This window comes from Rhizobium sp. L9 (genome assembly GCF_002531885.1).
Taxonomy (GTDB): Bacteria; Pseudomonadota; Alphaproteobacteria; order Rhizobiales; family Rhizobiaceae; genus Rhizobium.
In genome coordinates this window covers 123,325-148,607 of record NZ_NWSZ01000009.1, presented here as the reverse complement: position 1 = coordinate 148,607, position 25,283 = coordinate 123,325, and the positions used below count along the sequence as shown (strand labels likewise).

At 62.4% G+C, this 25,283-nt stretch carries 23 protein-coding genes; 12 read left to right on the top strand and 11 right to left on the bottom strand.

Going from position 1 to position 25,283, the window contains the following annotated elements:
• Positions 1-283 precede the first annotated feature (283 nt).
• From CO660_RS11895 to CO660_RS11875, 5 genes are all read left to right on the top strand, one after another.
• Positions 284-1,954, top strand: coding sequence for an arylsulfatase (locus tag CO660_RS11895; RefSeq protein WP_097598845.1), 1,671 nt, complete (start codon positions 284-286; stop codon positions 1,952-1,954).
• Between the two features lie 86 nt (positions 1,955-2,040).
• The gene (locus CO660_RS11890; RefSeq protein ID WP_097598844.1) at positions 2,041-3,051 is read left to right on the top strand and encodes an HAD family hydrolase; all 1,011 of its coding nucleotides are present in this window, start codon (positions 2,041-2,043) and stop codon (positions 3,049-3,051) included.
• A gap of 109 nt (positions 3,052-3,160) precedes the next feature.
• The gene (locus CO660_RS11885; protein WP_097598843.1) at positions 3,161-5,401 is read left to right on the top strand and encodes a multiheme c-type cytochrome; all 2,241 of its coding nucleotides are present in this window, start codon (positions 3,161-3,163) and stop codon (positions 5,399-5,401) included.
• 90 nt (positions 5,402-5,491) lie between these two features.
• Complete coding sequence (locus CO660_RS11880; RefSeq protein ID WP_097598842.1) at positions 5,492-6,280, top strand: hypothetical protein; 789 nt, start codon at positions 5,492-5,494, stop codon at positions 6,278-6,280.
• A gap of 202 nt (positions 6,281-6,482) precedes the next feature.
• Positions 6,483-7,025 (top strand): hypothetical protein, encoded by a 543-nt coding sequence (locus CO660_RS11875; RefSeq protein ID WP_097598947.1) that lies wholly within the window; start codon positions 6,483-6,485, stop codon positions 7,023-7,025.
• Between the two features lie 13 nt (positions 7,026-7,038).
• Here the strand turns inward: CO660_RS11875 and hutH (CO660_RS11870) are convergent, their stop codons facing one another.
• From hutH (CO660_RS11870) to CO660_RS11850, 5 genes are all read right to left on the bottom strand, one after another.
• Positions 7,039-8,532 carry a histidine ammonia-lyase gene (gene hutH, locus CO660_RS11870; protein WP_097598841.1) on the bottom strand — a complete coding sequence of 498 codons (1,494 nt, stop codon included), beginning with the start codon at positions 8,530-8,532 and terminating at the stop codon, positions 7,039-7,041.
• Positions 8,529-9,305, bottom strand: coding sequence for an ATP-binding cassette domain-containing protein (locus CO660_RS11865; RefSeq protein WP_097598840.1), 777 nt, complete (start codon positions 9,303-9,305; stop codon positions 8,529-8,531). Before CO660_RS11865 ends, hutH (CO660_RS11870) begins: the two co-directional genes overlap by 4 nt.
• Before the next feature lie 26 nt (positions 9,306-9,331).
• Positions 9,332-10,036, bottom strand: a complete 705-nt coding sequence (locus tag CO660_RS11860; RefSeq protein WP_097598839.1) for an ABC transporter permease subunit — start codon at positions 10,034-10,036, stop codon at positions 9,332-9,334.
• 10 nt (positions 10,037-10,046) lie between these two features.
• Positions 10,047-10,772 carry an ABC transporter permease subunit gene (locus tag CO660_RS11855; protein ID WP_097598838.1) on the bottom strand — a complete coding sequence of 242 codons (726 nt, stop codon included), beginning with the start codon at positions 10,770-10,772 and terminating at the stop codon, positions 10,047-10,049.
• A 105-nt stretch (positions 10,773-10,877) separates the two neighbouring features.
• Complete coding sequence (locus CO660_RS11850) at positions 10,878-11,720, bottom strand: transporter substrate-binding domain-containing protein (RefSeq protein ID WP_097598837.1); 843 nt, start codon at positions 11,718-11,720, stop codon at positions 10,878-10,880.
• A gap of 192 nt (positions 11,721-11,912) precedes the next feature.
• On the opposite strand from CO660_RS11850, the gene hutC (CO660_RS11845) reads away from it, so the two are divergent.
• Complete coding sequence (gene hutC, locus CO660_RS11845; RefSeq protein WP_085780927.1) at positions 11,913-12,668, top strand: histidine utilization repressor; 756 nt, start codon at positions 11,913-11,915, stop codon at positions 12,666-12,668.
• 27 nt (positions 12,669-12,695) lie between these two features.
• On the opposite strand, the gene hutC (CO660_RS11840) is transcribed toward hutC (CO660_RS11845), so the two are convergent.
• Both hutC (CO660_RS11840) and CO660_RS11835 read right to left on the bottom strand, forming a co-directional pair.
• Positions 12,696-13,418 (bottom strand): histidine utilization repressor, encoded by a 723-nt coding sequence (hutC, locus tag CO660_RS11840; RefSeq protein ID WP_097598836.1) that lies wholly within the window; start codon positions 13,416-13,418, stop codon positions 12,696-12,698.
• A gap of 60 nt (positions 13,419-13,478) precedes the next feature.
• Positions 13,479-14,825 (bottom strand): formimidoylglutamate deiminase, encoded by a 1,347-nt coding sequence (locus tag CO660_RS11835; protein WP_097598835.1) that lies wholly within the window; start codon positions 14,823-14,825, stop codon positions 13,479-13,481.
• 121 nt (positions 14,826-14,946) lie between these two features.
• Between CO660_RS11835 and hutI the strand changes: the two genes are divergently transcribed.
• The 6 genes from hutI to CO660_RS11805 all read left to right on the top strand — a co-directional run bounded on the left by hutI (position 14,947) and on the right by CO660_RS11805 (position 21,864).
• Positions 14,947-16,209, top strand: coding sequence for an imidazolonepropionase (hutI, locus tag CO660_RS11830; protein WP_097598946.1), 1,263 nt, complete (start codon positions 14,947-14,949; stop codon positions 16,207-16,209).
• On the top strand, positions 16,206-17,741 hold the full coding sequence (hutH, locus tag CO660_RS11825; RefSeq protein WP_097598834.1) for a histidine ammonia-lyase: 1,536 nt from the start codon (positions 16,206-16,208) through the stop codon (positions 17,739-17,741). Before hutI ends, hutH (CO660_RS11825) begins: the two co-directional genes overlap by 4 nt.
• 235 nt (positions 17,742-17,976) lie before the next feature.
• The gene (hutG, locus tag CO660_RS11820) at positions 17,977-18,780 is read left to right on the top strand and encodes an N-formylglutamate deformylase (RefSeq protein ID WP_097598833.1); all 804 of its coding nucleotides are present in this window, start codon (positions 17,977-17,979) and stop codon (positions 18,778-18,780) included.
• Between the two features lie 24 nt (positions 18,781-18,804).
• Positions 18,805-20,478, top strand: coding sequence for a urocanate hydratase (hutU, locus tag CO660_RS11815; RefSeq protein WP_097598832.1), 1,674 nt, complete (start codon positions 18,805-18,807; stop codon positions 20,476-20,478).
• Between the two features lie 5 nt (positions 20,479-20,483).
• Positions 20,484-21,059, top strand: coding sequence for a HutD family protein (locus CO660_RS11810; protein WP_097598831.1), 576 nt, complete (start codon positions 20,484-20,486; stop codon positions 21,057-21,059).
• A 175-nt stretch (positions 21,060-21,234) separates the two neighbouring features.
• The gene (locus CO660_RS11805) at positions 21,235-21,864 is read left to right on the top strand and encodes a J domain-containing protein (RefSeq protein ID WP_011427926.1); all 630 of its coding nucleotides are present in this window, start codon (positions 21,235-21,237) and stop codon (positions 21,862-21,864) included.
• A 20-nt stretch (positions 21,865-21,884) separates the two neighbouring features.
• Here the strand turns inward: CO660_RS11805 and CO660_RS11800 are convergent, their stop codons facing one another.
• From CO660_RS11800 to CO660_RS11785, 4 genes are all read right to left on the bottom strand, one after another.
• Positions 21,885-22,586 carry a DUF899 family protein gene (locus CO660_RS11800; RefSeq protein ID WP_097598830.1) on the bottom strand — a complete coding sequence of 234 codons (702 nt, stop codon included), beginning with the start codon at positions 22,584-22,586 and terminating at the stop codon, positions 21,885-21,887.
• Between the two features lie 242 nt (positions 22,587-22,828).
• Positions 22,829-23,731 (bottom strand): NADP-dependent oxidoreductase, encoded by a 903-nt coding sequence (locus tag CO660_RS11795; protein WP_097598829.1) that lies wholly within the window; start codon positions 23,729-23,731, stop codon positions 22,829-22,831.
• A gap of 79 nt (positions 23,732-23,810) precedes the next feature.
• Positions 23,811-24,209: a DoxX family protein gene (locus CO660_RS11790; RefSeq protein ID WP_097598828.1), complete on the bottom strand. Its 399-nt coding sequence runs from the start codon at positions 24,207-24,209 to the stop codon at positions 23,811-23,813.
• A 116-nt stretch (positions 24,210-24,325) separates the two neighbouring features.
• A complete protein-coding gene (locus CO660_RS11785) occupies positions 24,326-25,174 on the bottom strand; it encodes a class III extradiol ring-cleavage dioxygenase (protein ID WP_097598945.1) in 849 nt (282 codons plus the stop codon).
• Between the last annotated feature and the right edge of the window lie 109 nt (positions 25,175-25,283).

Below are 25,283 nucleotides of genomic sequence, written 5' to 3'. Positions count from 1 at the left end.
GCTGGGCGACAATAACAGCTTCCCGCTGCGGCGTCATCTACGCATTACTACTGTCGATTGCCACCTCATCAAGAGATTCCCTAAAGTACAATATCGGGCGAAGGCAGCATTCGTTAGAATTCAGCGGGCCGGGGCAGAGATGCCGCCGGCTTAGCAACTCGCCGGGGCAGTTCCGGCAGGATCTTCATTTTTCAAAAGCAGTCTAGTTGAATCGACGCATGCAATCGCGGCCTTTGCCGCGAGCGGCTCCGTCATTCAAGAACGTCAACGCGAGGGATTTGAAATGAACAGCAGAACCCTTATCCGCTGCATCGGAGCACTGGCTTCAACCACCATTCTCTGGTGCGCGGCCTCGCCCCTGCAAGCGCAGGACGCCCAACGAAAACCCAACATCCTGTTCATCGTTTCGGATGATACCGGTTACGGCGATCTCGGCCCATATGGCGGAGGTGAAGGTCGCGGAATGCCGACCCCGAACATCGACAAGCTGGCCGACGAGGGGATGACCTTCTTTTCCTTCTATGCCCAGCCGAGCTGCACGCCCGGCCGTGCGGCCATGCAGACGGGACGAATTCCGAACCGCAGCGGCATGACCACAGTGGCATTTCAGGGCCAGGGCGGTGGATTGCCCGCAGCGGAATGGACGCTCGCCTCCGTCCTGAAACGTGGTGGCTATCATACCTATTTCACCGGCAAGTGGCACCTCGGCGAGGCGGACTACGCGCTTCCGATCGCGCAGGGCTACGACGAGATGAAGTATGTCGGCCTCTATCACCTCAACGCCTACACCTATGCCGACCCGACCTGGTTCCCGGACATGGATGCGGAAACCCGCGCTCTTTTCCAGAAAGTGACGAAGGGCTCGCTGTCCGGCAAGGCCGGAGGCGAGGTCAAGGAAGACTTCAAGATCAACGGCCAGTACGTCGATACACCCATGATCGACGGCCAGGAAGGCGTTGTCGGTATTCCGTTCTTCGATGGCTACGTAGAGAAAGCGGCGCTGGGCTTTCTTGATGAAGCTGCAAAGTCACCGGATCAGCCTTTCTTCATCAACGTAAATTTCATGAAGGTGCACCAGCCGAACATGCCGGCCCCGGAGTTCCAAGGCAAATCGATCTCGAAGAGCAAGTATGCGGACTCCGTTGTGGAGCTGGATACACGCATCGGCAGGATTATGGACAAGCTGCGCGAGACCGGCATGGACAGAAATACGCTGGTTTTTTACACGACCGATAACGGCGCTTGGCAAGACGTCTATCCGGACGCGGGCTACACACCGTTCCGCGGTACAAAAGGCACCGTGCGCGAAGGCGGCAACCGTGTTCCGGCGATCGCTGTCTGGCCCGGCAAGATCAAGCATAACGTGAAAAATCACGACATCGTCGGTGGTCTCGATCTGATGGCGACCTTCGCCGCGGCTGGCGGGGTGCCGCTGCCCACCAAGGACCGCGAAGATAAGCCGATCATCTTCGATAGCTACGATATGACCCCTGTCCTGCTGGGGACAGGAAAATCGGCCCGCAAAAACTGGTTCTACTTCACCGAGAACGAACTGACGCCGGGTGCTGCCCGCGTCGGCAATTATAAGGCCGTGTTCAACCTGCGCGGCGACAATGGGCAGGCCACGGGCGGTTTGGCTGTTGATACCAACCTTGGTTGGAAGGGTGCTCAGTCCTACGTCGCCATCGTGCCGCAGGTGTTCGATCTGCTGCAGGATCCGCAAGAACGCTACGACGTCTTCATGAACAACTACACCGAACACACTTGGACAATGGTCTCCATCTCCGCGGCGATCAAGGATCTCATGAAAACCTACGTCGAGTACCCCCCGCGCAAGCTGCAGAGCATGGGTTACGACGGTCCGATCGAACTCTCCAAGTATCAGATGTTGGAGTCGGTTCGTGAGCAACTCGGCAAGGAGGGGATCAATATCACGGCTCCGACCGGAAACTAGGTCCTTGGCAGCCCCGGAGCGATCCGGGGCTGCCTTATACACTCCCAGTTCAACATTGCTGCACGTTGGTCGGTGGAGGCTTCGCGATGATTTCGGCACGTAATTTCCTGCATTTTTCCCGAGGCGTCGCGCTCGCCGCCGCCGTATGCTTGTTTGCTGCGACGTCGGCGGTTGCCCAATCGGACGCGCTGCCTTCGTGGAATGACACGGCAGCGAAGCAAGCGATCATCTCCTTCGTCGAGAAGGTGACAAAACCGGTTTCAGCCGACTTCGTTCCGGAAGCGGAGCGTATCGCCGTGTTCGACAATGATGGAACCCTCTGGGTCGAACATCCGATCTATACGCAGCTCGCGTTCGCCCTGGACCGAGTGAAGGCGCTTGCTCCGCAACATCCGGAATGGAAGGAAACGCAGCCGTTCAAGGCGGTGCTCGAAGGCGATATGAAGGCGCTCGCGGCGTCCGGCGAAAGGGGCCTCGTCGAGCTCATCATGACGACGCATGCCGGAATGACCACCAGCGATTTTCAGAAGATCGTGATCGATTGGTTGGCTTCGGCACGCGACCCTAAATTCAAGCGGCCATACACCGAACTCGTCTACCAGCCGATGATCGAGCTTCTCGCCTATCTCCGCGCCAACGGCTTCAAGACCTTCATCGTTTCAGGCGGCGGCGTCGAGCTCATGCGTCCCTGGGCGGAAAAGGTCTACGGCATCCCACCAGAGCAGGTCGTCGGTTCGTCAATCAAGACCGAGTTCAGGATGCAGGACGACACGCCGACGCTCTTTCGGCTTCCTGAAGTCAATTTCATCGATGACAAGGCCGGCAAACCCGTCGGGATCAACCAGCAGATCGGCCGGCGGCCGATTGCCGCCTTCGGCAATTCCGACGGAGATCTCCAAATGCTGCAATGGACGACCATGGCCGGTGGGCCTGCCAGGCTCGGCGTGCTAATCCATCATACCGATGCAGAGCGCGAATACGCCTACGACCGCGATACCGAATTCGGCCGCCTCGACAAGGCGCTCGATGCGGCCTCAATCGCCGGCTGGACCGTCGTCGACATGAAGGCCGACTGGAAGCAGGTATTCAAGGACTAGGGGAATGTGTGCAGCGCCGGAGCATTGCACGCTGGCGCCGTGACCTTCCAGAACGTCGACAGGGAGCGATTGAGTGGCAGCGTCTGTTCGGTCAGCAGCGGTAAGAGGAATGACCCTCCTGCTTCTCCTGTTGCTCGCCTTTTCCGGGCACAGCCTTGCGAAAGACGACATATCGACATCTGGGGCCGACCCGCAGATATCGATCCATGAGGGTTTCGTGGACGAAAGGACGTGCGCGTCCTGCCACGCCGATCAGGCAGCGGCTTTTTCGAAGTCGCATCATGCGAAAGCCATGGCGCTGGCCGACGACGGAGCCGTGCGCGGCGATTTCAACAATAGCAGCTTTGAACATGACGGCGTCGTCACGACCTTCACCCGCCGCGACGGCCGCTTCTTCGTCAACACCGAGGGAGCAGATGGCGGCCAAGCCAAGTTCGAAGTCAAATATACCTTTGCCTACGAACCCCTGCAGCAATACCTCGTCGACATCGGAGGCGGACGGCTGCAGGCTCTTGATATCGCCTGGGACACTGCCAGACGGGAGTGGTTCTGGCTCGGCAACGGCACGCCGGCCAAACCGGGATCGACTTATCATTGGACGGGTCCTTTCTATCGCTGGAACCGAACCTGTATCGATTGCCATTCGACCGATCCCCAGGCGAAGTTTCAACCCCAGGCGAACGAATACAAGTCGACCTACGTCGCCACCAGCATCGGCTGTCAGTCCTGCCACGGCCCAGGCGCAAAACACGTCGCTTTGGCGCAATCGGCGGATGTTTCATCTCCCATGACGGATAGAGGCTTGCAGAAGGTCGAGGCGAGCACCTGCTTCGCCTGCCATGCCAGGCGCACCAGGCTGCTGGAGGGCTATCGGCCGGGAAAGCCCTTTCTCGACTATTTCTCCCCCGCCTTGCTGCGACAGGATCTTTATTTCCCGGACGGACAGATACTCGACGAAGTCTTCGAATATGGCTCGTTTCAGCAAAGCAAGATGGCAAGGGCGGGCGTGACCTGTCTCGACTGTCATCGGCCGCACGATGCCGGCCTCAAGACCGAAGGCAATGCGCTGTGCACGCAATGCCATGCCGAGACAAAGCCGGAGCGCTTCGTCAACCAGGATCCGAGCGGCCTGTTCGACACTCCCGCGCATATCCGCCACCAGGCCGGTTCGGCCGGAGCGCAATGCGCCAACTGCCACATGCCGGAACGCACCTACATGAAGGTCGATCCGCGCCGCGACCACTCCTTCGTCATCCCCCGGCCCGACCTGTCGGCAACCCTCGGAACGCCGAATGCGTGCACGACCTGCCATGTCGACAGAACGAATGATTGGGCAGCCGAGACAATGGACAAATGGTACGGGACGCAATGGCGCAAACGCCCATCGGTCGCCCATGCCTTCGCCGGAGCTGCGAATGGCGATCAAGCAGCGGTGGAGGCTCTGCGCGCGCTTGTTAGAGACCAGAACCATGCGGGAATTGTCAGGGGTAGCGCCATCACCGCAATGAGCGGGACTGGCGGCGCGGATATCACCGCCGACATTCGGACGGCCGCAACCGATGCAGATCCGCTCGTCAGGCTCGGTGCTGCGGAAGCGGCAGGCAACAGTATTCCGCCGGAGCAGAGGCTGGAGGCGATCGGCAAGCTGCTCGGCGATGAGACGCGCGCGGTGCGCGTTGCCGCCGCCAACGCACTCGCCAGCACCCCTCCCGAGCTCTTCGGCAATCAGCGCGGCAATTTCGAAGCCGCTGTCGCGGACCTGCGCGCCTATGTCGAAACGAATGGCGACGTTGCGGAAACGCAAAGCAATTATGGCTTCTTCCTGTTCGCCCGACAGCGTACGGACGAGGCCGAAGCCGCCTTCCGGCGGGCGATTCTTCTCGACCCGACACTGGAGGCGACGCGCATCAATCTCGCCGAGTTCTACCGCGCCACCGGCCGAAACGACAGGTCGGAGCAGACCTATGCCGAAGCAATCCGGATGGCGCCCGAACAAGCTGATCTGCGGTACGGACATGCGCTGTCCCTGGTGCGCAAGCAAGCATTGGCCGAGGCGATAATGGAACTCGAAGAAGCGGTGCGGCTCGATCCGCGAAACTTTCGCTACAAGACAACCTTCGCCGTCGCTCTCGATTCCGCTGGCCGGACGGAAGACGCCCTGGACAGGCTCGATGGGTGGGCGGCGGGCGGAGACGCCGACATCCTAGGCCTCGCACTCCAATACAGTCTCAAGCTTCGACGTTTGCCGGAGGCGCTGAAACACGCGGAAGCTCTGGCGCGACTGCGGCCTGAGGACCGGCAGATTTTAGGCCTCATCGGGCAGTTGAAGCAGGCGATCAACGAAAAATAGGTATTTGAGCTTGTCGTAATCTACTTCTCGCTGCACAGTGTCGACTCGGGACAGCAGTGCCGAGGCGGCCAACGAGATCGGGGGATTCTCATGAGAGCCATATATTTTCGTGCCATTCTGTTGCTGGCGGGCATATGCGCGGCGTCGGCCGGCAACGCCGCCGATATCACGCCGCTTACGCCGGAAGCAAAAACTGTCCAGAGCCAGAGCGGCTGGGAATTCACCTTCGCGCCATATTTCTGGGCTGCCGGCATATCCGGCGATATTGGGCAGTTTGGGCTTCCGGAAGTCCATCTCGACTCTGACTTCAGCGATATTCTCGAAAATCTCGACTTCGCGTTCATGGCGGCAGGCGAAGCAAGATACGATCGCTTCAGCATCGTTGGTGACGTGATCTACACCAAGCTCGGTGCCGACGCCGACACACCTGCCGGCATCCTTGCCGAAAGCGTCGATGTGACATCGAAGACCTTCGCGGGATTTCTTGGCGTCGGTTACGCCGTGCTCGAAGAGCAAAATGGCCACCTCGACGTGGTCGGTGGGATGAAGGTCTGGTCGGCCAAAACCGAGATCTCCTTCAATGGCGGTATTCTCGCCGGAGTGGATGTCGAAGACAGCGCCACATGGGTCGATGCCGTCGCCGGCGTCAGAGGAAACTACTTCTTCACCCCGGAAATCTATCTTACCGGCTGGGGTCTGGTGGGCGCCGGCGGCGCCGATCTCGACTGGGACATAGCGTTGGGCCTCGGCTACAAGTTCAACAACAGCATCTCGGCGGTCGCCGGGTATCGTGCACTGGGCGTCAATTACGACAACGACGGCTTCGTCTTCGACGTTGTGCAGCAAGGGCCGATCTTCGGAGTCGCCATCCGGTTCTGACGCGGACTGACGAACTTCGTACTGCTAGCGATTATCCTTCAGTGTGCTTCTGGCGTTCTTCGGGAGCGGGAATGACGACGCCCAGGACGCACCAGATGCGACTGCGTTCTTGTACGCGAAAAGTCGCGCGACGCTTTGGTAGCAAAAGCTCAACCTTCTTTTGCTATCGCTGGAGCCGATTGTCCTGGAGAAGATTTCCGCGATGAAAATTCTGACCGCGATGGTTCTGATGGCATCCGTCCTGCAGCCGGTCACAGCCCTTGGCGAGACCGAATGGATGGGCGGCGCGCGGCAATGGTCGGTCGGCTTTGCGAACGAGAGCCCTGCCTATTGCCGGCTGCTGTGGGACAGCGAGATCGGCAAGACAATGGAATTCCGTCAGAGCGCCACCGAGACCTTCTGGCTGGTGACCAAGACCAGCTGGGACATTCCGGCCGGCACCACGACAGACGTGACGCTGACCGATCGCAACGTGACGAAAGTGGTTGCCGCCGAATTCTTCGACAAGACGACGCTTCGCCTCTGGCCACCGGCGAGCAAAGGAAATGACGGACTGAAGAAGATCATCAAGAATTCCTTTTCAGGAACCCCTGACGTGCAACTGACCTTTGCCGGCGACGAAGGCGACTGGACGCTGCCGCTCTCGCGGGTTGACCAGCTCTACCCGACCTATCGCAAATGCCTCAAACGCCTTGAAGCCGGCGGAAAAGCCAAGCAGGATTCCGAAACCAGCAAGCCGTTCTGACGGTCTGCCCGATTCAATTCATGGGTGGCGGCGCACTCTCGCGGATCAGGCTGCGCACGGTCTCGATATCGCCGTTGAGCGGCCGCTCGTCGCCATAATGGGAGATACGCTCCCGCACGGCCTGATAGATAAGATCCGTGCCGGCCGCCCGCGGCGCCGTCGCCGCCAGGAAATCATGCGCCTGGGCGGCAGCCATCAGCTCGATCGCCAGGATATATTCGGCGTTGTCGATGACGGCGAGCAGCTTGCCGGCGGCGGCTGTGGGATGGGCGAGGAAATCCTCCTGCAGGCCGGAGGTCAGCCCGCCGTCAAGCGCTGCGGGCGCGGCAAGGCGGCGATTTTCATTGCTGAGGGCCGCTGCGGTATACTGGGCGATCATGAAGCCAGAATGGCTGCCGGCATCGCTCGCCAGAAACGGCGGCAGGCCGCTCACCAGTGGATTGACCAGCCGGTCCATGCGCCTCTCGCTGATCGCACAGAGCTGCGCCATTGCAACGGCGAGGCTGTCGGCCGCCTGCCCGAGCGCCGGGGCGACCGCATGCGCCTCGGAGGAGACGACGGGTTCTTCCGGAGTGCCTGAGACGGCGGGATTGTCCGTTACCGAAGCGAGCTCCTGATCGGCGATGCGGGCGGAATTGTCGAAGACATCACGGGCGGCGCCGTGGGCATGCGGCACCGAACGAAGGCTCAGCGCATCCTGGGTGCGCCGCCCAAAGGCGGCGGCGATGAGACCGCTGCCCTGGAGCCGTGCGCGCAGCGCAGCGCCTACTTTCCCAATTCCCGCAGATGGCCGAAGCGCCAGCACGGCTTCGTCGAAGGCGGCGATCTGGCAGCCAGCCGCTTCCAGCGTCAGCGCCGCGATGGCATCGGCCCAGTCGAGCAACCGCTCGGCGCGCCAGAGTGCCACTGAGGTCAAGCCCGTGGAGCAGGCCGTCCCGTTGACGAGGCTCAAACCCTCCTTGGCGCCGAGTACCAGCGGGGCAAGCCCGATCGCCGCAAGCGCTTCGCGGCCGCTCATACGCCGTCCCGCAAGCGTCGCGCTGCCTTCGCCGATCAGGACGAGCGCGGTATGGGCATTATGGGTGAGATAACCGGCCGAGCCCTTGGATGGCACGTCCGGAATGCAATCATGCTCCAACAGGGCCGCAAGATGCTGGACGATCTCACGCCGCACGCCGGAATGGCCGTGGGCAAAATTGGCGATCTCGGCGGCGATGATGGCGCGCACCTCGCGGGCGGGCAGAAGCGGTCCGACGCCACAGGCATGGCTGAGCACGATGCTGCGCGACAGCAGGCTCTGCGAGGCGCGGTCGACCACCGTATCGGCCAGCGCCCCGACGCCGGTGTTGACGCCATAGGCGCGCACGCCGGTTTCGACGATGCGCGCGACGATCCGGCTTGCCCTTTCGACCCGCGCCCAGGCAGCCGGCGACAGCGCAAGCGCCTCCCCTGCCCCGATGCGCGCAACATCGCGCCAGCCCAGCACCTTATCGAGGACGACCGTCATCGACCCGTTCCGAAATGACCGATGAACTGGCGGAAGGCGGGTGTGGCGCCGCCGGCAAACATCTCGTCCGGCGTGCCGCTGCTTTCGATCAGCCCTTCGCGCATGAAGACGACGCGGTTCGAGACGTTACGGGCAAAGCTCATCTCATGGGTGACGACGAGCATGGTCATGCCCTCCTCGGCAAGCGCGCGCATGACGCGCAGGACTTCGCCGACCAGCTCCGGATCCAGCGCCGAAGTCGGCTCGTCGAAGAGCATGACCTTCGGCTTCATGGCAAGCGCGCGGGCGATGGCGGCGCGCTGCTGCTGGCCGCCGGAGAGATGGGCGGGATAGGCATGGCGTTTGTCTGCGATGCCGACCTTTTCGAGCAGCGCCTCGGCCTCGGCGATACATTCGGCGCGCGGCCGCTTCAGCACATGGATGGGTCCCTCGATGACATTCTGCAGGATGGTCATGTGGGACCAGAGGTTGAAGGACTGGAACACCATGCCGAGTTCGGAGCGGATATGGTCGACCTGCTTCTGGCTCGCCGGCCTTGTCTTGCCGTTTTTGTGGACCATCTCGATATGCTCGCCGTCGACCCAGATTTCGCCATCGCTGGCGGTTTCGAGCAGGTTGATGCAGCGCAGGAAGGTCGATTTGCCCGAGCCGGAGGCGCCGAGCAACGAAATCACGTCGCCGTCCTCGGCATCGAGGGAAATGCCGCGCAACACTTCATGGGTGCCGAAGCTCTTGCGGATGTTGCGAACCGAAAGTCGGGTGACGCCTGGCATGGTTGCTCCAATCAGGTCAAAAACGCCTATGCCTTCAGCGGCTGCGGGGCCGCTCGGCGGTGTCGGGAGAGCGAATATTCAAGCAGGGCCATGCCCTGCAGGATGATGAAGTTCAGAACGAGATAGATGATCGCCGCGCAGAGGAAGACCTCCATCGTCCGGTAGGTCTGCGAGATCAGCCGCTGGGCGACCCCGGTGACCTCCCACACGGTGACGAGGCTTGCGAGCGCCGTCGATTTCATCATCAGCACGATCTCGGTGGAATAGGCCGGCAGCGCGTGGCGGAAGGCGATCGGCGCCAGGATGCGGCGCACCAGCAGGAAACCAGACATGCCAATCGAGCGCGCCGCCTCGATCTCCTTCGGCGACACGGCACGGATGCCGCCGCGGAAGATCTCCGCCGTATAGCCGGCAGTGCAGAGCGCCAAGGACAGGATGGCGCAGACCATCGGCTCGCGCAGGAACGGCCAGAGGAAGGAATAGCGGATCACCCCGAACTGGCCGAGGCCGTAGAAGACCAGGAACATCTGGATCAACAGCGGCGAGCCGCGGAAGACGAAGATATAACCTTTGGCGAAGCCCGAAAGCAGGCGGTTGCCGCTGACCCGCATCCAGACAATGACGAGGGCCAGCAGGCCGCCGAAGAAGATCGACAGCGAAAACAGGATCAGCGTCGTCGGCACGGCTTTCAGCAATGTGACCATGGTCGAGGCGAGAAACGTGAAATCCATCTTCGCCTCCTTACGCCTGGCCCATGGCCGATGCCGGCATGCTGCGATTGGCGCGGCGTTCGGCGCCGTTGAAGATGCGGTCCGAAAGGCTGGTCAGGATGAGGTAGAGCGCGCCGCCGGCGATGAAGAACAGGAAATACTGCCGCGTCGAGCCCGCCGCCACCTGGCTGGTGCGCATCAGCTCGGCAAGGCCTGTCACGGAGATCAGCGCCGAATCCTTAAGACTGAGCTGCCAGACATTGCCGAGGCCCGGAATGGCGAAGCGAAGCACCTGCGGCATGATGATGCGGCGAAAGCGCAGCCCGCGGTGCATGCCGATCGCCGAGGCGGCTTCGAGTTCGCCCTTGGAAATGGCGAGGAAGGCGCCGCGGAACACTTCCGCCTGATAGGAGCCGGAGATGATGCCGACGGCAAGCGCGCCGGCGGCAAAGGACGGTAGGCCGAGGAAACCCTCGTAGCCCATCGCCTTGCCGATCGAGGTGACGGCCGAGGAGCCGCCGAAATAGATGAGATAGATGATCAGCAGTTCCGGCACGCCGCGAAACACGGTGGTATAGACATTGCCGAGCGTGATGAGGAGCGGATTGCCGGAGAGTTTCGCGAAGGCGACGATCGCGCCCAGCACCGCGCCGATCGCCAGCGCCGTCGCCGTGACGGCGAGCGTCATCAAGGCGGCGAGAATGAGCAGCGCGCCCCATCCGGTTGAACCGAAGCCGAGCAGTTCCAAGCTTGCCATATCGTCCGTTCCCCGTCCGCGGCAGTGTCTTATGGATTTGAGAATAACACGCGGTCTCCGGCGTTAAAGCCGGAGACCGCGCCCGCGGCCAAGAGGCCGTAAGGCTTATTGCTGCGGGCTGACGTCGACCTTGAACCATTTCATCGAAAGGTTCTTGACCGTGCCGTCGGCCAGCGTCGACTTGATCGCCTCGTTGAACTTGTCACGCAGCTCGGTATCGGCCTTGCGGATGCCGAGGCCTTCGCCTTCGCCCCAGATCGAGCCGACGATCTCCGGGCCGGTGAAAGCAAGCGCGCCATTGGCTGCCTCAAAGGCATTGGCGAAATAGACGGCGTCGTCGAAGCCGAGGTCGATGCGGCCGTTCTGCAGGTCGAGGTCGCGATCGGCGCCGGTCTTGTATTCACGGATCTCGGCGATATCGCCGAAATTGTCATAGACGAACTTGGCATAGACGGTCGCCGCCTGGATGCCGATGGTCTTGCCCTTGAAGAGTTCCTTCAGCGCGTCGATCTCCTTCACGCCGGTCTGGCCGGGCGTCATCTTGATCGTGGCGCCGGTGCCGGCGGCATTGGCGAGCGGGCTATCCTTGGCCGTGGCGAAAGCGGCGGGAGTCGCGGCATAGGGAATGGTGAAATCAATAATCTTCCGCCGCTCTTCGGTAATCGACAGCGCATCCATGATGACGTCGAACTTGCCGGCGTTGAGCGCCGGGATCATACCGTCCCAATCGGAGGCAACCAGCGTGCATTCGATCTTGGCGCGCTCGCAGAGCACCTTGGCAAGCTCAGGCTCGAAGCCACCAAGCGTACCGTCGGCATTGGTGAGATTCCAAGGCGCATAAGCGCCCTCAAGGGTGATGGTCGCCTTCGTCCAGTCCTTGGACAAGGCCGGAGCTGCGAAAGCGGAAAAGGCGGCGACGCCGCAAAAAAGGATTGCGCTTAATTTCATCGATGAATTCTCCTCTGGAGTTGAAACAGACCTTGCGGCACCGCCGATCTCCGCCGGCTTGCCCGTTCCGTCCTATTTTTTCATCGAGGACTGTTCGGGAGGTTGTATATGGTACCATATGAGAAAATTTGTGATATGCAAGAGAAAAGTCGATTTATATGGCGAATTGCATCCGTGCAAAAGGAATAGGCAATGAAGCGTTCCGACGAGATGAAACGCGACCTGGCAGGAAATGACAGCACGCCGCTCTATGCCGGCGTCAAACAGGTGATCCTCGACCGCATCCACAGTGGTGAATGGCCGCCGAAATACCGCGTTCCCTCGGAAAACGAACTGGTCGTCGAGCTCGGCGTCAGCAAGATGACCGCCAACCGGGCGCTGCGCGAACTTGCCAACGAGGGCGAACTCGTCCGCATCCAGGGTGTCGGCTCCTTCGTCGCCGAGCGCAAGGGCTATTCGGCGCTGTTCGAGGTGCGCAACATCGCCGAGGAGATCGCCGAACGCGGCCATGTTCATGAGGCGTCTGTCGTCATTCTTGCCCAGGAAACCGCCTCTCCCGAGATCGCCGACAGCTTGGAACTTGAAATCGGCGCGGCGGTCTTCCACTCGCTGATCGTGCACAGCGAAAACGGCGTTCCGGTGCAGATCGAGGACCGTTTTGTCCATCCGGAAGCCGCTCCCGACTATCTCAAGCAGGACTTCACGACGCTGACGCCGAACGCCTATCTGACGGCGGCCGCCCCGCTCAGCGGCTCCGAGCATGTCGTCGAGGCGGCGATGCCGCAGGCCTGGGAATGCAAGCTGCTCACCATTCTCAAGACCGAGCCGTGCCTGACGATCCGCCGGCGCACATGGTCGGCAAAACAGGTGGTCTCGACCGCCCGCCTCGTCTATCCCGGCTATCGCTATCGGCTCGAAGCACGCAGCGGCAAGATGTTCGAAGAGTGAAAACACTCACCATCTTGTATATGGAACCTACTGCGAGGCCGGCGTGAATCGCGCCACCAGCGCGTGGCGATCGCCCGGATAGGTGAAACGGACGTGGGTCACCGGACCGGCGCCGCTCCAGGTGCGGCGTTCGACTACCAGGCAGGCAGTGTTGCGCGGAATGTCGAGCGCCGCGGCCACCTCGGCACTGGCGGAGACCGCGTGGATCCGGTGTTCGGCCGTGCTCCACGGTACCTGGCCGAGCAGCCACGGCCCCGGCGCCACCGTCAGAAAATCGGCATCGGCGGCCTCAGGCACGGTTTCAAGGCTGATCAGCCTCTCCTCAAGGCAGAAGGGCCGCGCCCCGGCATTGTGGACGCAGACCACCTCGATGACCGAAGACGCCACGGGCAGTTCCAGCCGGCTTCTGTCTTCCGCTTTCGCCTTGCGGCTCGCCTTCTTCGAAAGCGCATAGGAATAAGGCAGGTTCAGCGACTGCACCTCAGCCTTGATGTCGTGGATTTCGAGCACGGCCGATTGCGCCTGCGGCTGGGTGACGAAGCTGCCGGATTTCTTGCGGCGCTCGATCAGGCCCGCCTTGGCGAGCTGAGTCAGCACCTTGTTCACCGTCATACGCGAACAGTCATACTGCGTGGCGAGGTCGACCTCGAAGGGAATACGATGCCCCGGTGGCCATTCGCCCGAGACGATACGCCCCTCGATCTCGCCCAGGATGCGCTGGTGCAAGGTCAGATCCCTGCTTTGGTTCATCGCCACGTTCCGATTGGTTCTCCGGTCTAGATCGAATGCCTTGAAAGGAAAAGTGCTTTTTCAGGCCGCCAGCAACTCGCCCATTGCGGCAAGGAACCGCCGGTCGATTGCGTCGCGCTCGCGATGGCGGCCGCCTTCCACCTGCTTAAAGCCGCGCGCCCACACGCAATCGACGGAAACGCCGCCGGCAAACAGCCAGTGATCGAGGATCTGATCGCCCGAGAGGTAGGGAACGGCTGACGTATCGAGCGAAACGAGATCGGCGTGATGACCCTCGACGAGGCCGGCCGGCGCTCTCAGCGCGCCGGCGCCGCCAGCAAGTGCGTGGGTGAATAGCGAAAGCGCCGTCGATCCGCCAGGTGCCGCGACGACATTGCGGGCGCGCAACGCCAGGCGCTGCGAATATTCGAGTTGGCGCAATTCCTCCGGCAGGGAAATCCGCACGTTTGAATCCGAACCGATACCGTAACGGCCGCCCTCTTCGAGGAAGAGCGGCGCGGCAAAGGCGCCGTCGCCGAGATTGGCTTCGGTGATCGGGCAGAGGCCGGCAATCGCCCCGCTCTTCGCCATCCGCCGCGTCTCGTCCTCGGTCATATGCGTTGCATGGATGAAGCACCAGCGCTGATCGACCGGCGCATGATCGAGCAGCCATTCCACCGGCCGCGCGCCGGACCAGGCAATGCAGTCCTCGACCTCCTTCACCTGTTCGGCGACATGGATGTGGATCGGCCCGTCGCCCGCCATCGGCACAAGCTTCGCCAACTCCTCGGGAGTGGCGGCCCGCAAGCTGTGCGGCGCCAGCCCGAGTTCGGCGCCGTCGAGCCGGCCGGTCACCACACGGCACCCATCCATCAGCCTTTCGAAGCTTTCCAGCGAATTGATGAAGCGTCGCTGGCCTTCAATCGGCGCGGCACCACCGAAGCCGGAATGGGCATAAAAGACCGGCAGAAGCGTCAGGCCGATGCCGGTCTCTTCGCTCGCAGCACCGATGCGTTCGGCAAGCTCGGCGATATTGGCATAAGCGCCGCCATCCGTGTCATGGTGGAGATAGTGGAATTCGCCGACACGGGAAAAGCCCGCCTCCAGCATCTCGGCATAGAGCTTGGCGGCGACCGCTTCGACATGATCGGGCGTCATCGCCAGGGCGAACTTGTACATGACCGTGCGCCAGCTCCAGAAGCTGTCACTGGCAGGCCCCCGCACTTCGGCAAGGCCGGCCATCGCTCGCTGGAAGGCATGGCTGTGCAGGTTGCCCATGGCGGGAACGATCAGGGCATGGCGCTCATTGCCGGGTGCTGCGGCAGCGTCGGGCTCGACCCGGGCGATGCACCCTTCTTCGAGCGTCAGCCGCACGTTCTTCCGCCAGCCTTGCGACGTCAGCGCCGTCTCCGCGTGAAGTATGGTCATGGCCTTCTTCTCCTCCTGCCGCGCCGCCGATCTTTCTTTTCCAGAAAAGCGCGCAAAATTTCTCTTGTCACCTGTTGATTATGTATATACATGTTTCGGCATAAGGAAAGGCGCAAAGCTGATGAGCGGGAACAATTTTTCTGAGGGTACCCCATCCGCCGATATCCGGCCGGTGCTGTGGCGAAATGCGCGGCTTGCGACGCTGGCGCCCGACAGAGCAGGTCTCGGCATCATCGAAAAGGGCGCCGTGCTGACTGAAGGGGGCCGTATCGCCTTTGCTGGCGCCGAAAGCGAATTGCCGGCATCCGCCATCGAGAAATCCGAGATCGTGGATCTCGAAGGCCGCTGGGTCACCCCCGGTCTCGTCGACTGCCACACCCACATCGTTCACGGCGGCAATCGCGCCCGCGAATTCGAGATGCGCCTTGCCGGCGCGACCTACGAAGAAATCGCCCGCGCCGGCGGCGGCATCGTGTCCTCGGTGAAGGCCACCAATGCGCTGTCGGTCGAAGACCTCGTCGCCGAAGCGCTGCCGCGGCTCGATACGCTGCTTGCCGAAGGTGTCACGACGATCGAAGTGAAGTCCGGCTACGGGCTGAACCGGGCCGGCGAAGTGAAAATGCTGCAGAGCGCGCGCCTTCTCGGTCATATCAGACCGGTGCGCGTCGCCACCAGCTATCTCGGCGCGCATGCGACGCCGGTGGAATACAAAGGCCGCAACGGCGACTATCTCGACGATGTCGTGCTGCCCGGCCTCGACGACATGTATAATCTCGGCCTCGCCGATGCCGTCGACGGGTTCTGCGAGGGCATCGCCTTTTCCACGACCGAGATCGCCCGGGTCTTCGACAAGGCGAAGGCGCTCGGCCTGCCGGTCAAGCTGCATGCCGAACAGCTCTCCAATCTCGGCGGCGCCAAGCTTGCTGCGTCATACGGCGCGCTTTCAGCCGATCATCTCGAATATCTCGACGAAGATGGCGTTGCCGCGATGGCGGCTGCTGGGACTGTCGCCGTGCTCCTGCCCGGCGCCTTCTACGCCATCCATGAGAAGCAGAAGCCGCCGGTCGAGGCGCTGCGCCGGGCCGGCGTGCCGATCGCGATCGCCACAGACTGCAATCCCGGCACCTCGCCGCTGACCTCGATGCTGCTGACCATGAACATGTCGGCGACACTGTTCGGGCTCACCGTCGAGGAATGCATCGCCGGCGCCACCCGCGAAGGCGCCCGCGCTCTCGGCCTCATCGCCGAGACCGGAACGATCGAGCCCGGCAAGTCAGCCGATCTCGCCGTCTGGAATGTCGAAACCCTCGCCGAGCTCGTCTACCGCATCGGCTTCAACCCACTTCATGCGCGTATCTTCAAGGGCGAAAGGAACGGTCGATGACCATCACCCTCCACCCGGGCACCGTCTCGCTCAACGACCTCGAGACTATTTACTGGACGGGCGAGCCGGCAAGACTCGATCCCGCTTTCGACGCCGGCATAAACAAGGCCGCCGCCCGCATTGCCGAGATCGCCGCCGGCAACGCGCCGGTCTATGGCATCAATACCGGCTTCGGCAAACTTGCCTCGATCAAGATCGACAGCGCCGATGTCGCCACCCTGCAGCGCAATCTTATCCTGTCTCATTGTTGCGGCGTCGGGGCGCCGCTGCCGGAGAATATCGTACGCCTGATCATGGCGCTGAAGCTCGTCTCGCTCGGGCGCGGCGCCTCCGGCGTGCGGCTGGAACTGGTGCGACTGATCGAAGGCATGCTGGATAAGGGCGTCATCCCGCTGATCCCGGAAAAGGGTTCGGTCGGCGCTTCCGGCGATCTTGCGCCGCTCGCCCATATGGCGGCGGTCATGATGGGCGAGGCCGAAGCCTTTTTCGACGGCAAATGCCTTTCCGGCGCTGAAGCCCTCGAACGCGCCGGGCTGAAACCGGTCGTGCTCGCCGCCAAGGAGGGCCTGGCGCTGATCAACGGCACCCAAGCCTCGACGGCGCTGGCGCTCGCCGGCCTGTTCCGCGCCCATCGCGCCGCCCAATCCGCCTTGATCACGGGCGCCATGTCCACGGATGCGGCCATGGGCTCCTCGGCGCCCTTCCATGCCGATATCCATGCGCTGCGCGGCCATAAGGGGCAGATCGACACGGCAGCAGCCCTGCGCGGCCTGCTCGAAAACTCCATCATCCGCCAGAGCCATATCGAGGGCGACGAGCGGGTGCAGGACCCCTATTGCATCCGCTGCCAGCCGCAGGTCGACGGCGCCTGCCTCGATCTCTTGCGCTCGGTCGCCCGCACGCTGGAGATCGAAGCCAATGCGGTCACCGACAATCCGCTGGTGCTCTCGGATAATTCCGTCGTCTCTGGCGGCAATTTCCACGCCGAACCCGTCGCCTTCGCCGCCGACCAGATCGCGCTCGCCATCTGCGAGATCGGCGCGATCTCGCAGCGCCGCATTGCGTTGCTCGTCGACCCCACCCTCTCCTATGGCCTGCCGGCCTTCCTCGCCAGGAAGCCGGGCTTGAATTCCGGCCTTATGATCGCCGAGGTCACCTCGGCGGCGCTGATGTCGGAGAACAAGCAGATGTCGCACCCGGCCTCGGTCGATTCGACACCGACCTCTGCCAATCAGGAAGACCATGTCTCTATGGCCTGCCACGGCGCCCGGCGCTTGCTCGGCATGACCGAAAACCTGTTCGCCATCATCGGCATCGAGGCGCTGACGGCAGCCCAGGGCGTCGAACTGCGCGCGCCGCTGTCGACGAGCCCGGAGCTTTTGAAGGCGATCGCTGCGATCCGCGCCAAGGTGCCGAGCCTCGAGAGTGATCGTTACTTGGCGGGGGATCTCGCCGCCGCCGCCGCACTGGTGGCGACGGGGGCGCTGAACGATTCAGTTTCGACAGGCATTTTGCCGGTTTTGGAGGGTTGATGGTGATGTCTGCGCACTTGGCACCCCCCTCTGCCCTGTCGGGCATCTCCCCCACAGGTGGGGAGATCGGCTGGGCGGACCCGCTCGCTCCAACGTCAATTGTTTGGCGCAGCCCTATCCACGAGTCGATCTCCCCCCTTGTGGGGGTCCGAAGGACGGGTCGAGACACGCGGCTCGACCCCGGGTCCGGCAGGACAGAGGGGGGTAACGCCCGCAACGCCGGAGCGCTTTGCCCATGACCGCACCATACGAAACCCGCCAGGGCACCTCGCCGATCATCCTCGGCTTCCCCCATACCGGCACCGAGGTGCCGCCCGACATCGCCGACCGCCTCAACGACAATGGCCGTATCCTCGCCGATACCGATTGGCACATCCACCACCTCTATGACGGGCTGCTCGACAACATCACGACGGTCCGCGCCAACTTCCATCGCTACGTGATCGACGCCAACCGCGATCCGGCCGGCGTCAGCCTCTATCCCGGCCAGAACACCACCGGTCTCGTTCCGGAAACGGACTTCGACGGCAAGCCAATCTGGAAGGACGGGCAGGCGCCCGACGAGGTCGATATCGCCGCACGGCTCAGGGATTTCCATGCGCCCTATCACGCGGCACTTGCCGCCGAGATCGAGCGCGTCAGGGCAATCCATGGCGTCGCGATCCTTTACGATTGCCACTCGATCCGCTCGCATATTCCCTTCCTGTTCGAAGGCAAGCTGCCGGATTTCAATATCGGCACCGACATGGGCAGGACCTGCGACAGCGCCGTCGAGCAGGCGACGCTTACCGTCACGCAAGCCGCCGAAGGTTATGACAGCGTGCTCAACGGCCGTTTCAAGGGGGGCTGGACGACCCGCCATTACGGCCGGCCCGAGACCGGTGTGCACGCGATCCAGATGGAGCTCGCGCAATCGACGCATCTGCAGACCGAGACGCCGCCCTTCGCCTATGACGCCGCCAAGGCCGACAGGCTTCGCATTCATCTCAAAAACATTCTGGTGCGCCTCGAACAGATAGCACCCGGCCTGAAACGATAAAGCTCACTCGACAGGGGAACCGTCATGACCAATCCACGCCACAATATCCGTGAAATCCGCGCGCCCCGCGGCAACGATCTCAATGCCAAGAGCTGGATGACAGAAGCGCCGTTGCGCATGCTGATGAACAATCTCGACCCCGACGTCGCCGAAAATCCGAACGAGCTCGTCGTCTATGGCGGCATCGGCCGCGCTGCGCGCACCTGGGAGGATTTCGACCGCATCGTCGCCACGCTGAAGACGCTGACGGAAGAGGAAACGCTGCTGGTGCAATCCGGCAAGCCGGTCGGCGTCTTCCGCACGCATAAGGATGCGCCGCGCGTGCTGATCGCCAACTCCAATCTGGTGCCGCATTGGGCGACCTGGGATCATTTCAACGAGCTGGATAAGAGGGGCCTTGCCATGTACGGCCAGATGACGGCCGGCTCGTGGATCTATATCGGCACGCAGGGCATCGTGCAGGGCACCTACGAGACCTTCGTCGAGGCCGGTCGCCAGCATTACGGCGGCAATCTCAAAGGCAAGTGGATCCTGACCGGCGGTCTCGGGGGCATGGGCGGCGCCCAGCCGCTCGCCGCCGTCATGGCGGGCGCCTGCTGCCTCGCCGTCGAATGCAATCCGGATTCGATCGACTTCCGCCTACGCACCCGCTATCTCGACGCCAAGGCCGAGACGCTCGACGAAGCGCTCGCGATGATCGACCGCTGGACCAAGGCAGGCGAAGCCAAGTCCGTCGGCCTGCTCGGCAATGCCGCCGAGATCCTGCCGGAAATGGTTCGCCGCGGCATCCGCCCCAATATCGTCACCGACCAGACCTCGGCGCATGATCCGATCAACGGCTACCTGCCGAAAGGCTGGACTATGGCCGAATGGAAGGCCAAGCGCGAAAGCGATCCGAAGGCTGTGGAAAAGGCGGCGCGCGCCTCGATGCGCGAGCATGTCGAGGCGATGATCGCCTTCTGGAACGCCGGCATTCCCACACTCGACTACGGCAACAATATCCGTCAGGTCGCCAAGGATGAAGGCCTGGAAAACGCCTTCGCCTTCCCCGGCTTCGTGCCTGCCTATATAAGACCGCTGTTCTGCCGCGGCATCGGCCCCTTCCGCTGGGCAGCCCTCTCGGGCGACCCGGAGGATATTTACAAGACCGACGCCAAGGTGAAGGAGCTGCTGCCCGACAACAAGCACCTGCACAACTGGCTCGACATGGCCAGGGAGCGCATTTCCTTCCAGGGCCTGCCGGCGCGTATCTGCTGGGTCGGCCTCGGCGACCGTCACCGCCTGGCTCTGGCCTTCAATGAAATGGTCAAAAACGGCGAGCTTTCCGCGCCGATCGTCATCGGCCGCGACCACCTCGATTCCGGCTCGGTCGCCTCGCCGAACCGCGAAACCGAGGCGATGAAGGACGGCTCCGACGCTGTCTCAGACTGGCCGCTGCTCAACGCCCTGCTCAACACCGCCTCTGGCGCCACCTGGGTGTCGCTGCATCACGGCGGCGGCGTCGGCATGGGCTTCTCGCAGCACTCCGGCGTCGTCATCTGCGCCGACGGCACGGATGATGCGGCAAAGCGTCTCGAGCGCGTGCTCTGGAACGATCCGGCGACAGGCGTCATGCGCCACGCCGATGCCGGCTACGACATCGCCCTCGATTGCGCCCGGGACAAGGGCCTGCGCCTGCCCGGCATCCTCGGAAACTGAACCACATGAGGATCCTGCGCGCCGGCGATCACAAGCGCATGCCGTGGAAGAACGGCAAGGGAGAGACGGTGGAGATCGCCGTTTCTCCGCCAGGCGCCTCGATCGACGATTTCGACTGGCGCATCAGCATGGCAGCGGTCGCGGAGGACGGACCGTTTTCGATTTTCCCGGGCATCGACCGGACGCTGGCGGTCCTCGACGGCAACGGCATGGTGCTCGAGATCGACGGCAGCGCTGCTGTCCTGCTGACGACACAAAGCACTCCTCTTGCCTTCCCGGCTGATATCCCCGTCACCGCCAGGCTCGAAGACGGCGCAATCACCGATCTCAACGTCATGACGCGCCGGGCCGGCCTCACCCATAGCCTCGCCCGAATCGACATCGACGGCGCCACGCGCCTGCCGTTGCCATCGCCGACATGCCTGTTCCTCTGCCACCGCGGCATGGTGTCATTCCGCCGGTCGGGCGAGACCGGGACGCTTGCAGCCGGCGACACGCTGCTGATCGAGGATATGACGATAGCTGCGCTTGATATCGACGGCCAGGCCAGATGTTATCTCATCTCGATCGCCACTCACTGATTTTCCCTTAACAGTTTGGAATTTCGATCGATTTCGGAAAAAATCAGGGTGCCAGCATCGGCGATCGCGATATCAGGCCATGGACGCCGTTCCTGCTTTCGGTCTAAACTTTGCCCTTCTGATGCAGAAGAAGACCTAGACTGCCCGCGACATCAAGGGCGGCAAGGGAGCAGGTGTGACGGATCCATACGATATTCTCGGCGTTGAACGCGATGCGGACGAGGCGAAGCTGAAGGCGGCCTACCGGCGCCTGGCAAAGGTCGCCCATCCTGATTCGGGCGGCGATACGGAAGCCTTCGACAATCTGCAGAAAGCCTACGCGCTGCTTCTCGATCCGGTCCGCCGCAAGGTCTATGACGATACCGGCTATGACGTCGAATTCGCCGATGCGGCCGAGCTGCAGGCGCTTGTGATGATCGAGAAGCTCGTCACCGACGCCGTGCTCGACGAGCGGGCGCCGGGCAGTTTCGATCCGGTCGCGGTCATGCAAGAAAGCCTCTCCGAGGAATTGCGCAAGGCGCGGTTCAGCAAGAGCGAGCTGGAACGCCACGCCTCGCGCGTCGGCCTGCATCTGGAGCGGTTGGAAAAGCAGTCCGGCCGTGACGTGCTCGCCCATATGTTCCGCGCCCGCATCGAAGCGATCTCCAAGGCGGTCGCGGAAACCGAGGCGAAGATCAAGGCGGCCGAACGCGCCGCCGACATGCTGAGCGGCTACGTCTACGATCTCGATCCGTCGTTGCTACCGGAGGCTTCTGTGACCAATCTCGAATGGATCGAGACCTCCAGAAACCGCTCCACCGGCTGACGCAGCGCGCGCTAAAACCGTCAGTAGGACAGCTTCGGATACCAGTCCGGCGCCCGGCCTTCCGGCGTCGTGTCGATCAAGGTCCAGAGCGGCATCAGGTCGGGGGCGCCGCGCGGGTCCTCGCCGGGATCCGAGGTGACGTCGCCCATTTCCTGGCTCCAGAAGTGGCGGATGGTGCCGTCGCGCCGTGTGAAGACGTTATAGGCAGGGTCATCGCCGCCGCCTTTGCCGATGGCGTTGTAGTCGCGGCTGTAATCGCCCGTCGTGTCGGAATAGAGCGGCAGGTGATGCCAGCCGCGCTCCTTCTTGAAGGCAAGCAGCTTTCCGATCGGCGAGCGGGCAACGACCGCAAGCGCAGCGCGTTGCTGGATGTCAGGCACCTCACCGTCCCAGGCCGACAGCAGCGAGGTGCACATGGGGCATGGACGCTCGCGCTCCGGCCCGAACATGTAGCTATAGACGATCAGCGTCTCCTTGTCGGCAAAGAGCTCGCTCAGCGAGATCGGCCTGTCGGCGCCTTCGAAGCGATAATCCTTCTTCACCTCGCCGCCCGGCGGCAGCGCCCGGCGCTGTCTTGCCACGCGCTCGATGTGCCGGCGCAATTCGATCTCTTCGGCAAGCAGCGCGTCGCGGGCACTGCGATATTCCTCGCTCTCATTGGGAAAACGGACGCCGTTTTTTGCCGCGAGTACGGCGGCGGGTACCAGCTGCTGATCATCCATCACATATCCTCCTTCTGTCGTTGCGCGTCTCGGGGGCTCAAAGGATGTGCCGCGATCGCAACGGATTTCCAGCACATCGTTAGGAAGACGATCCTCAGATGCGAAAATCGACAGGACCGGCGGAAAAATCCGCCTTTGAGGAGGAATGGAAAAGAAAACCACGCAAGCGACCGAAACGACCGGCACGAAGAACGTCATGCCGGTGCTACCTTTCGCGTGAAGCGGTGCCGCTTGTCTGCTTTTCAGTGTTTGAGAACGACCTTCCCGGGAGCACCTGCCGCAACCGCGTTCTGGGCAAGGCCGATCTGCTCCAGGGTGAAGGTATGGGAAATCGGGATCACCAGGTCACCGCTGGCGGCGGACGCCAGAATAGAGTCGAGCATGGCCGCGTCGGTGCGATGATAGAGTTCGCGGATGATAACGCGGTTTCCGGCATTGGCGCCTTCCGGCACCGGAACGATGCTCGCAACCGTGCCGCGGTCGCGGACATAACCGATGAGGTTGCCGGCCACCGGGCCGGCCGTGCTGATCGCGTAGTCGAAACTTGGGCTTGCGGCGGGAACCGTGATGTCGAGTGCTTCGCCCGCCAGCCCCCGGCCTTCGTTCAGCCGCTCGGGCCGGACGCCCGCAACCGGCTGGGCGCCGATCTGCCTGAGGTATTGGATGGCGGACCGTCCGACCGTGCCGAGGCCGCCAGAAACGAGGACCCGGTCGCCGCCCTTGACGCCGAGCGCTTCGACGGTCTGCCGGCCGGTAAGACCTGCCTTGACCAGCGAGGCGCCCTGCTCGAAGCCGAGTGCGGCCGGCAGCCTTGCGATGGATGTCGAGGGAACGACACCATATTCCGCATGCGCGCCTCTGCCGTTTGCGGCAAAATCGGCGACCACCCGGTCGCCGACCGCAAAACCGGTCACACCTTCGCCGAGTGCCGAGATGGTGCCGGCGGCGTCACCTCCGAGCACGGCCGGCAGCGGAAGCGGGATGTACTGCGCCATAAAGCCCCGGCGGAGAATGAGATCGAAGGGGTTGACGGCGGATGCCTCTATCTTGATTAGGACTTCGCCCGGTCCGGGCTTCGGCGCTGGAATATCCGCGATTTCGAACTGATCGACATCACCATAGGATTTCAGAAGTGCCGCTTTCATTGCGCCTCCAGAATTTTTAGCGTTTCGTTTGCACCTATGCCCGGCTGCCGGGCACAGGCGATTCCCGGATGAGGCCGTCTCAAGCCGTGGCGGGAGGACGCGCGTTGTCGAGCGTCCAGGCTCCGCCGCCGGCAAAGGCGATGTAGAGGAAGATGAAGCAGAACAGGATGGCACCTTCGCCCATGTTCAGCGCCGGCCAGAAGCCATACGGCGTGTGGCCCATGAAGTAGGCGGCAGCCATTTCGCCCGAAGCGATGAATGCGGCGATGCGCGTTCGAAATCCGACGAGCATCAGAGCAGAGGTGATCACCTCGATTGCGCCTGCAACCAGCAGGAGGGCGGGCAGCGGATAGGGTACGCCTTGAATCGGACCCGGAAACTGCAGAAACTTCATTGTGGCATGTTCGAGGAAGAGTAAGGCCGCCATGATGCGCAGAAGTGCGAGAATGTATGGCGTCCATTTGCCGGTATTGATCATCGAGTTTCTCCAAAAAGGTTGATGTGAGGTCAGGCGGCGGAGGCCGCCTTCTGAGTTCCTGGTTTTCTTTCCAGAGCCTTATCGGCGTGGCGAAGACGGCTTGAAGATTTCGCCGGTCATTGCGCATCTCCATGTGATTGGGGGGTTGAGGGCGCGCGGCCGAAACGGAAGCTCGATGCGGTGAGCCCGCCGGCAAAATCCTTCTGGTGATAGGTGGTGGCGCCGGCTTCGTTCTCGGCGGCGCCGACCACCACCATGAGCGGGATGAGGTGGTCTTCGCGCGGATGCGCCGCCCGGGCGGCCGGCGCCTGCTGCCATTCGAACAGCCGCTCGGTACGCTTGTCGCAGGCTATGTGAACCAGTGTTTCCTGAAGCCAGGCATCGAAGCGGCGGGACGGCTCATATCCGCCGGTGCCGCGCATGGCCGAAAGATTGTGATAGCTGAGACCGCTGCCGATGATCAGGACGCCCTCGTCACGCAACGGCGCCAGCGCCCGGCCGACGCTGATGTGCAGCCCCGGATCATAACCCGCATCCAGCGAAAGCTGCACGACAGGGATGTTCTCTTCCGGATAGAGCGGCTTCATGATGCTGAACGTGCCGTGATCGTAACCACGCGTCGGATCAAGCGCCGCTTCGATACCGCTCGCCCGCAGCAGATGCTGGACGCGGTTTGCGACATCAGGCGAACCGGGGGCATTGTAGGTGATGTGATAGAGGTGTTCGGGAAAGCCGTGATAGTCGTAGACCATGCCCGGTTTGACGCCCGACGATATGGCAAAACCTTCCTCTTCCCAGTGCCCCGAGATCACGAGGATCGCCTTCGGCGCATCACCGAGTTCAGCGCGCATGTCGACCAGCGACTGTTCGAGCACGTCGAAGTTGCGACGGAATTCGCCTGTCATGTAGGGCCAGGGACCACCGCCATGGCTGACGAAATAGGTCGGGAGTCGAGAATCTGTCACGGAATTGTCCTTCGCATCATTGCCGCGAGCATTGGGGCAGCGGCTCGATAGGAAGATTTTGATTTTATCTCCATCATTGATCAATGTGGCAGATATTGAAGAACCATTT